This window comes from Saccharopolyspora sp. 6V, assembly GCF_020176785.1.
Lineage (GTDB): Bacteria > Actinomycetota > Actinomycetes > Mycobacteriales > Pseudonocardiaceae > Saccharopolyspora_C > Saccharopolyspora_C gregorii.
Window position 1 is genome coordinate 3,920 of the sequence record NZ_JAIUKB010000201.1, and the last position, 6,949, is coordinate 10,868.

5 protein-coding genes are annotated in these 6,949 nt (G+C 73.9%); 2 read left to right on the forward strand and 3 right to left on the reverse strand.

Translation table 11 applies throughout. The features are described from left to right. Positions 1–104 precede the first annotated feature (104 nt). From LCD35_RS28925 to LCD35_RS28935, 3 genes are read right to left on the reverse strand one after another with little or no spacing between them, the layout of a single operon-like run. Positions 105–1,682, reverse strand: coding sequence for a hypothetical protein (locus LCD35_RS28925; protein ID WP_224977404.1), 1,578 nt, complete (start codon positions 1,680–1,682; stop codon positions 105–107). After that, complete coding sequence (locus tag LCD35_RS28930) at positions 1,679–3,502, reverse strand: NAD(P)/FAD-dependent oxidoreductase (protein WP_224961221.1); 1,824 nt, start codon at positions 3,500–3,502, stop codon at positions 1,679–1,681. Before LCD35_RS28930 ends, LCD35_RS28925 begins: the two co-directional genes overlap by 4 nt. Before the next feature lie 48 nt (positions 3,503–3,550). After that, positions 3,551–4,972, reverse strand: a complete 1,422-nt coding sequence (locus LCD35_RS28935; RefSeq protein ID WP_224967389.1) for an MFS transporter — start codon at positions 4,970–4,972, stop codon at positions 3,551–3,553. Positions 4,973–5,083: 111 nt separating this feature from the next. Between LCD35_RS28935 and LCD35_RS28940 the strand changes: the two genes are divergently transcribed. Together LCD35_RS28940 and LCD35_RS28945 are read left to right on the forward strand one after the other, a co-directional pair. Next, on the forward strand, positions 5,084–6,301 hold the full coding sequence (locus LCD35_RS28940; RefSeq protein ID WP_224961217.1) for a cytochrome P450: 1,218 nt from the start codon (positions 5,084–5,086) through the stop codon (positions 6,299–6,301). Next, the coding region (locus LCD35_RS28945; protein WP_374108154.1) for a TetR/AcrR family transcriptional regulator at positions 6,298–6,949 on the forward strand (652 nt) is incomplete at its 3' end. The genes LCD35_RS28940 and LCD35_RS28945, both read left to right, overlap by 4 nt.

A 6,949-nucleotide genomic window follows, 5' to 3' on the forward strand; every position in this document is an offset into this window, starting at 1 on the left:
GAATCGGCCGCGGGCCGCGCCCCCGGGGGCGCGGGGGGGCGGGCCCCCCCGCCCCCCCCCCGCCCCCCCCCCCCCCCCCCCCCCCCCCCCCCCCCCACCGCCCGCTAACCGCGGGTGAGGCGCAGGACGGTGCCCTCGCCCCCGGCCGAGAGCAGCAGCGCGCCGTCCGGGGTGGCGGCGATCCCGGCGAACGCGCGCGGCTGGCCGGGGATCCCCGGCGTCACCACGGGTTCCGGGTCCCGGAGCGCGTCGACCGGCAGCTCCGCGACCTCGGCGCGCCGGGCGCCGGTGTCCGGGTCCAGCGAGAGCAGCCTGCGGGCACCGGCTTCGACGACGAACAGCTCGCCGCCCAGCCGCGCGAGGCCCTGCGGTTCGGCCAGCCCGTCGGCGAGGACGTCCACCGCGCCGTCGCCGATCCGCAGCACCCGCCCACCGCGCTGCTCGGTGGCGAAGCAGCGCCCGTCCTCGTCGAGCGCCACGTCCACCGGCCCGTCCAGTCCGTCGGCCAGCACGGTCACCTCGTCCGCCGCGTCGATGCGCAGCACCCGGCCCGCACCGGTCTCGGCGACCACCAGCGCGCCGCCCGCCGCGACCGCGATCCCGCCGGGCCCGTCCAACCCGGACGCGCGCACCCGCACCCGGCCGCCGTCCACGGTGCGGACCTCGCCGAACTGCGAGGTCACGTGCAGCACCCCGGAGTCGGCGGCGATGCCGTGCACGAAGCCGCCCAGCTCGGACAGCAGCGGCCCGCCCGCCTCCGCCCCGAGCTCGTCCGCGGCGGTGCCGAGCCGGAAGTGGTCGGCGGCGTACCAGCGCCCGTCGGAGTCGGCGGCCACGCCGAACGGGCCGTTGAACCCGCGCGCCACCACCGGGCGCACCGGCCCGTCCGCCTCGATCCTGGTCACCCCGCCGCTGGCGAAGCTGGAGACCAGCATCCGGTTCTCCGCGTCGAACGCGGCGTTGTCCATCCCGGCGATGCCGGTGCGGGTGATCGTGCGGGAGCCCTCCGCGTCGAAGCGGGTGACGATCCCCGCCACCCCGCGGGAGAGCACCACCAGCTCGCCTGCGCGGTCGAAGCGCACCGCGACCGGTTCGTGCACCTGCTCGGCGACCAGCTCCGCCGCGCCGCCCTCCGGGGAGATCCGCCACACCTCGCCGGTCATCATGTGCGGGTAGTACAGCGACCCGTCCGGCCCGAGCTGCATCGCGTTGCCCATCGCGAGCCCGCCGGTGAGCACCACCGGTTCGCGCCCGTCCGGGAACAGCTCCAGCACCCGCCCGTCCCGGTACATCTCGTTGACGAACACCCGGTTCCCGACGCAGGTGATCCCGTTCGGGCAGCGCAGCCCGCGTGCCACCACGGCGAGCTCGCCGTCCGGCGCGCACCGCCACACCAGTCCCGGGTTCAGGTCGGTGATGTACATCGAACCGTCCGCGGCGAAGTCCAGGTCGTCCGGCGAGCGCACCGGCCCGCCGACCGGCAGCACCGCCTCCACCTCGCCGGAGTCGACGTCGACCGCGCTGATCTGCCCCGCCAGGTACTGGGCGACGTGCAGCCGCCCGTCCGGGCCGAAGGCGACCCCGTTGGACCCCCACAGCGGGTTCGGCTCGTTCTCGCGGCGCGCGGTCCAGCGCCCGGCGTCGAGCACCGTCACCGCCGCACCGGACCTGCTGCGCGTCACGCGCGTTCCCCTTCCACCAGCACCTCGTCCACGCCACCGGCGGCCCGCCAGTCGCGCAGCAACCGGTAGAACTCGATGGCGCCGCCACCGTAGCTCTCGCTGCGCGCCCGGGGATCGCCCTCGTTGTTGTAGTAGCTCGGGGTGCACTCGGCGAGGAATTCCCGGTCGTAGCGCTCCTTCTCCCGGATCGTGGCGACCCACGCGGCTTCGGCCTCGGCGGTCGGTTCGACGCGGCGGGCTCCGCGGTCGCGGGCGGCGGCGATCAACTCGGCGACGTGCTCGGCCTGCTCGTCGAGGACGTGGGCGAAGTTCACCGAGCTCGCGTTCTGCGAGGCGCCGAGCCGGAAGTGGTTCGGGAAGCCGTGGCTGGTGAACCCGTGCAGCGTGCGCAGTCCGCCGCTCCAGTGCTCGGCGAGGGTGCGCCCGCCGCGCCCGCGCACCGTCCGCGCCGTCGTCATCGCCCCCGCGCCGAGGTCGAAACCGGTGGCGAACACGATGCAGTCCACTTCGTACTCGACGCCGGCCACGACCACTCCGCGCTCGGTGAGCCGTTCCACGCCCGCTCCCCCGGTGTCGACCAGGGTCACGTTGGGGCGGTTGAACGTCGGCAGGTAGGTGTCGCTGAACGTGGGCCGCTTGCACAGCCGGTGGTACCAGGGTTTCAGCGCCTCCGCGGTGGCCGGGTCCTCGACGATCTCGTCCACCCTGGCGCGCACCGAGTTCATCTTGGCGAAGTCGGCGAGTTCGGCGCGCAGCGCGTCGTCGGCGTCGAGGATCTCGTTGTGCGCGCTGGGCATGATGGAGCGGAAGGTCTCGGCGCTGTCGGTCCAGCGGTCGCCGACGAGGTCCTGCTCGGCGTGCCCGCCGGAGACGAGGGTCAGGAAGTTCTCCCGCCGCTCGCGCTGCCAGCCGGGGCGCAGCGATTCCGCCCAGCCCGGGTCGGTGGGCCGGTTCCCGCGTTCGTCCACTGAGGACGGAGTGCGCTGGAACACGTACAGGTGCGCCGAGTCCTGCCCGAGGTGCGGGACGCACTGGATGGCGGTGGCGCCGGTACCGATGACCGCGACCCGCTTGTCGGCGAGCCGGTGCAGCCCGCCGCTCGCGTCCCCGCCGGTGTAGTCGTAGTCCCAGCGGCTGGTGTGGAAGGTGTGCCCGCGGAAGGTCTCGATGCCGGGCAGCCCGGGCAGCTTCGGCCTGCTGAACGGGCCGCTGGAGACGATCACGTAGCGGGCGGTGAGCACGTCCCCGCGGTCGGTGCGCACCGTCCAGCGCTCGGCCTCCTCGTCCCACTCGCTGTCGACGACCTCGGTCTGGAAGCAGGCGCGGTCGTAGAGCCCGAAGTGGCGGCCGATGGCGCGGGCGTGCTCGCGGATCTCCTCGCCCGGCGAGTACTTCCACCGCGGCAGCGAACCGAGTTCTTCCAGCAGCGGCAGGTAGATGTAGGACTCGATGTCGCAGTGCACGCCGGGGTACCGGTTCCAGTACCAGGTCCCGCCGAAGTCGCCGCCCTTCTCCACGACGCGGATATCGGTGAACCCGCGTTCCACGAGCCGGGCCGCCGCGGTGAGCCCGCCGAATCCGCCGCCGATCACGAGGACCTCGGAGTGCTCGTGCAGCGCTTCCCGGGTGAATCCCGGTTCGACGTACGGGTCGTCGGCGTAGTAGCCGAACTCGCCGGTCGTGGCCCGGTACTGCGCGGACCCGTCGGGGCGCAGCCGCCGGTCCCGCTCGGCCCGGTAGCGCTCCCGCAGCTGCTCGGGGTCGAAGCCGAGCACGGCGGGGTCCAGCACGGCGCGCCGGGACTCCTCGGTGGTGGACATTCCGCTTCCTCCAGGTGGGTTTCGGGACGTTCGGGGTTTCCGGCGGGACTACTCGGCGGCGCGCCCGGGCAGGAACGCGGCGATCGCGAACGCGCCCAGCGAGGCGGCGGCGCCGATGCCCAGCACCACCTGGAACCCGGCGAGGGCGGGCAGCGCGGCGCCGCCGACCTGGATGGTCATGTTCGCCAGGATCACCCCGGCCGCGGCGCTGGACACCGAGGTACCGATGGAGCGCATCAGCGTGTTGAGGCTGTTGGCCGCGGCGGTCTCCGACACCGGGACCGCGCCCATGACCAGCGCGGGCATCGCGCCGTAGGCGAGCCCGATGCCGGCGGCGATCACGCAGGAGACGACCATCAGGTGCCAGATCTCGGACATCAGGACGAGCCCGAGGCCGTAGCCGGCGGCCACGACGAGCGCCCCCGCCATCAGCGTCACCTTCGGCCCGCGTTCCCGGGAGATCCGCGCCGACACCGGCGACATCGCCATCATCACCAGCCCGTTCGGGGCCATCACCAGCCCGGCGGCGAGGATGGACTGCCCGAGGCCGTACCCGGTGGCGGCGGGCAGCTGCAGCAGCTGCGGGATCACCAGCGAGGTCGCGAACATCGCGAACCCGAACACCACCGAGGCGAGGTTGGTCAGCAGCACCTGGCGGCGCGCGGTGGTGCGCAGGTCCACCAGCGGGTGCTCGGTGCGCAGTTCCCACCAGCCCCAGACCAGCAGCACGAGCAGCCCGCCCGCGACGAGCCCGAGCGTCGTCCCGCTGCCCCAGCCCCAGTCGGCGCCCTTCGACAGCGCCAGCAGCAGGCACAGCAGCGCGATGGACAGCCCGATCGCGCCCGGCAGGTCGAACCGGCCGCCGCCGCGGACCCGGGATTCCGGCACGAGGGTCGCGACGAGCACGGCGGCGAGCAGGCCGAGGGCACCGGCGGCCCAGAACAGCGCGTGCCAGTCGGCCTCCTCCGCGACGAACGCGGCGGCGGGCAGCCCCAGCGCACCGCCGACGCCGAGCGAGGCGCTCATCAGCGCGGTCGCCCCGCCAAGCCGTTCCGCGGGCAGTTCGTCGCGCATGATGCTGATCCCGAGCGGGATGACCCCGGCGGCGAGGCCCTGCAGCAAGCGGCCGGCGACCATCAGCGCCAGCCCGTTCGCCAGCGCGCACAGCACCGAGCCGCACACCATGATCCCGAGGCTGATCAACAGCATCCGCCGCTTGCCGAACATGTCCCCGAGCCGCCCGACGGTGGGCGTGGCGACGGCGGCGGCCAGCAGGGTCGCGGTGATCGCCCACGCGGTGTCGGCGGCCGACGCCCCCAGCAGCCTGGGCAGGCTCGGCACCAGCGGCACGACCAGGGTCTGCATCAGCGACACCGAGATGCCGCCGAAGGCCAGCACCGGGACGACCACGTTCGTCCGCGCGGGCGGCGCGTCGTCCGGGCGCCGCGGCGCGCTGAGGGCGTGGGTCATGGTGCTCCCGTCTCGTTCCGATGCCCGCCTTTAAGGCAGGCGCTTGACTGACGTTAGCAGCTGCGGTTCACTACCTCCAAGTTCGTTTCCCGAACACGAGGAGAAACCGCGGTGACCACACCTGACGAGCGGGTGCTCGACTACCCGATCCCCGCACCGGGGCCGCTGGAACCACCCGCCGAATGGGCCCGGCTGCGCGCCGGCTGCCCCGTCTCCCGCGCGAAGCTGCCCAGCGGGGACGAAGTCGCGCTGCTGACCCGCTACGCCGACGTCAAGGGCGTGCTCGCCGACCCGCGGTTCGGCCGCAGCCTCGACGATCCCGACGCGGCCCGGATCTCCGACACCGAATCGGGCGGGCTGTTCAACAGCGAGATGTCCACCGCGCTCCCGCAGAGCGGCGAGGGCCACCAGCGGTGGCGGCGCCTGGTCAACCGCTGGTTCACCGCCAAGCGGATGCTGGCGCTGCGCCCCGAGATCGAGCGGATGGCCGAGAGCCTCGTCGACGACATGATCGCCGGTGGCGGACCCGCCGACCTCAAGGCCGCGCTCGGCTTCCCGCTGCCGGTGTGGGTCATCTGCGACATGCTCGGCGTGCCCACCGCGGACCGGGACCGGTTCTCCCGCTGGTCGGACACCTTCCTGAACCTCACCCGGTACTCCGAGCAGGAGTTCAAGACCGCCGAGGCCGACTTCTTCGGCTACATGGCCGGGCACATCGCCGCGAAGCAGCGGCAGCCCGGGGACGACCTGCTCAGCGAGCTCATCGCCGCCACCGACTCCGAAGGCGAGCGGATGCCGGACCGCATGCTCGCCGCCACCGGGCTCGGGCTGCTCATCGCCGGGCACGAGACGACCGCGAACATGATCGGCAAGATGGTCGCGATGCTGCTGTCGGACCGGCGGCGCTGGGAACGGCTGCTGGCCGACCCGTCGCTGGTGCGATCCGCGGTCGAAGAGGTGCTGCGCTTCGACGCCAACTCCGGGCTCGGCATGGTCCGCTTCCTGCACGAGGACGTCGAGATCGCGGGCACCGAACTGCCGCGCGGCACCACCGTCATGTGCAACATGGCCGCCGCGAACCGCGACGAAACCGCCTTCGACGGCGCCGACGACATGGACCTCGCCCGCACCCCCAACCCGCACCTCGCGTTCGGCACCGGCGCGCACTCCTGCCTCGGGCAGGCGCTGGCCCGCAACGAGCTGCAGGTGACGCTCGAAGTGCTGCTGCGCAAGCTGCCGTCGTTGGAACTCGCGGTGCCCGCCGAGCGGCTGCGCCCGCTGGAAGGGCTCGTCGTCGGCGGGCTGAGCGAAGTCCCGGTGCGGTGGTGACCGTGGGCGCGGCGCGGTCCCGGCAGGTGCGGGCGACGCGGGAGCTGATCCTGTCGGCGGCCGAGCGCCTGTTCGCCGAGCACGGGATCGCCGCCGTGTCCAACCGCCAAGTCAGCGAAGCCGCCGGGCAGGGCAACAACACCGCCGTCGGCTACCACTTCGGCACCAAGGCCGAACTGGTCGCCGCGATCCTGCGCAAGCACCACGAGCAGGTCGAGCGGTTGCGCGCCCGGATGGTCGCCGGAGCCGACGGATCCGTGCGCGGCTGGGTGTCCTGCATGGTGCTGCCGACCGCGCTGCACCTGGCCGAGCTGGGCTCGCCGACCTGGTTCGGCAGGTTCGGCGCGCAGGTCATGACCGACCCCGCCTACCGCGAGATCGCCGAGCGCGCATCGCGGAGCTCCCCGGCGCTGCTGCGGGCGGGCGGGGAACTGCACCGGCTCCTGCCGGAACTGCCGGAGCCCGTGCGGGAGGAACGCCGCGACATGGCCCGGCAACTGGTGGTGCACGGGGTCGCCGCGCGCGCACGCGCGCGCGCCGCCCCCCCCCCCCCCCCCCGCGCGCCGGGGGGACGCCGGGCACCTGGCCTCGCTCGTCGCGGAGCACGTGCTCGGCGAGGACGACGCCGCGCAGGTCCTGCGCGACCTC